This window comes from Mucilaginibacter sp. P4_E8 (assembly GCF_056401495.1).
In genome coordinates, this window is record NZ_JBFUJG010000339.1 from 1 (window position 1) to 1,910 (window position 1,910).

1 protein-coding gene and 1 pseudogene are annotated in these 1,910 nt (G+C 39.2%); both read right to left on the reverse strand.

Annotation, left to right across the window (positions count from 1 at the left end; all coding sequences use genetic code 11):
* Positions 1-904, reverse strand: a 904-nt coding sequence (locus tag AC1DRQ_RS31165) for a DNA adenine methylase (RefSeq protein ID WP_477429961.1), incomplete at its 3' end; no start/stop codon positions are given.
* Positions 905-925: 21 nt separating this feature from the next.
* A pseudogene (locus AC1DRQ_RS31170) lies at positions 926-1,910 on the reverse strand (hypothetical protein); the annotation flags it as partial.

Genomic DNA, 1,910 nt, shown 5'->3' on the forward strand with positions numbered 1-1,910 from the left:
ATTGTAACACAGGATCAATGTCGTTTCTCTCGCAAACAGCTCTTAATGCTATATCGATGTATGGCAGCTTTGAATATGTTGGAAGTTTTAAATCATCACAAAATACAAAGACCTCTTTACCCTTATAAACAGTTGATGCGGTGTATTGTAAATCATAGGTAAACATTCTTCGGTTACTGTAAAGTTCAATAATTTGTGGGGCATTGTCGTATGATAGGACCCACTTCTGGGTACCTAATGTTTGTATAATGTCTGCCAATCGCTTGTGATCGTCTTTTCGATAAAAGTCTAAGTAAAGACCACTTGCCTTCTCGTAATATGGGGGGTCAAAATAAATCAACGTGTTTGTTGGCATAGTATAAACACACTTAGCAAGGTATTCTTCGGTATCCATGTTGCTGAGGCTGATTGAATCGTGTAATTGAGCAATGGCTTCAATTCTACGAATAAGATCATTGCGCGAAAACCTAGCATCCATTCGCCAGTTCCCATCTTGCTTTAATCCACCAATTAAGCCTGCTGTTAATACTCCTGACCGATTGCACCTATTTAAATAAAATGTACTAAAACCAAGTTCTAAATCCGTACAATCATCGGGGTTTTTTATAATTTCTCTTTGTCTTTTCCACTCATCCACAGTAAGGGATGCCGACCTAACTAGTTCGCAAAACTTATCCGTAGAATTGAGTATTGACATCCAAAAGGAATATATAGCCCTACTAGAATCATTTAAATGGATACTACTTACCACACCCGACATTAATAACTCTATTGCAGCCCCTGCACCACCTGCATAAGGTTCTATATAATGCCCTCCGATCAGATCATTTAATTCAAGTATCTCCACTAGAAACGGAGCTAGTTTTTGTTTTCCGCCGGGATAACGTAATGGGCTTTTGTTCATGGTTGCTGGTAAACAGTTATATTAGTTCATTTCCTCAAGCAGTGGATATATGTTATTAAATAATCCGCAGATATCCGTTGATGTTACTGAAAAGCTAGGATTGTGTACCAATGCATTCATTGATGTTACAGAAAGTATGCCTACTGGTACTGCTAATTGGGTCAATGCCCCATGCAATACCTTTGTCTTAGGGTGGGTGGGTATATTGCCTGTTATATCCTTCGCTACGTCTTTTAAAAGATCAATCAATTTTCTATCCTTGCCATTACTGGCGTAAGGTATGCTTTTATCAATACAATAAGCCTTTGCGGATATTTCAAACAAACTTCTAAGTATAAAACAAAACGCAATCGGAGTTTTGGTCAGATCAAGATTTAATATCTCATCTCTAAGAGTTACAACTTTATCTCGATTGGCACCTATAGGGGTAAACAGTTTCATCTTATTCATAACACTTTTAGGAGTGTTCATCGCGGCTGCTGGTATACCGGGGTTAGGAGTTATAGGAGCAACCGAAGATGTTCCTGGTGATGGTGTTGGAGGTGTGACTGTTGATGTATATGGCGTTGAGGACGGGCTAGTTACAGTTGAGGCTGCTGCTGTTGGAGTTGTTGATGGAGTTGGAATAGATGGGGACACAACAGGTGGTTGTATTACCACTTGTTGTGGTATGGGTGGTAACCCAAATTTCACTGCAAAGTCAATTGCTGCATTTCTAAGTATTACGAAACTTATTTGCCCTAGTCCAATGTTCAGTAATATATCTTCCAAGGCATTAACGTGGGGATTGCGCGGATATTTACTTACTAAATCAATGGGACTAACTGCTCCTAGCCTAGGGTATAACTTTTGTATAGCTGCATCTAAGATTGATAGAGGATAATCACCAGCAAACCGTTCTTTTTGCTGCCCGGTTAAGTTTCTTCCTTGCTTTAGGTATTTCTCAAGCAAATCTAGTCCTGGTTCTGATGCTTTATTAATATCTCTGTTGTGCCTTGCTTTGGCT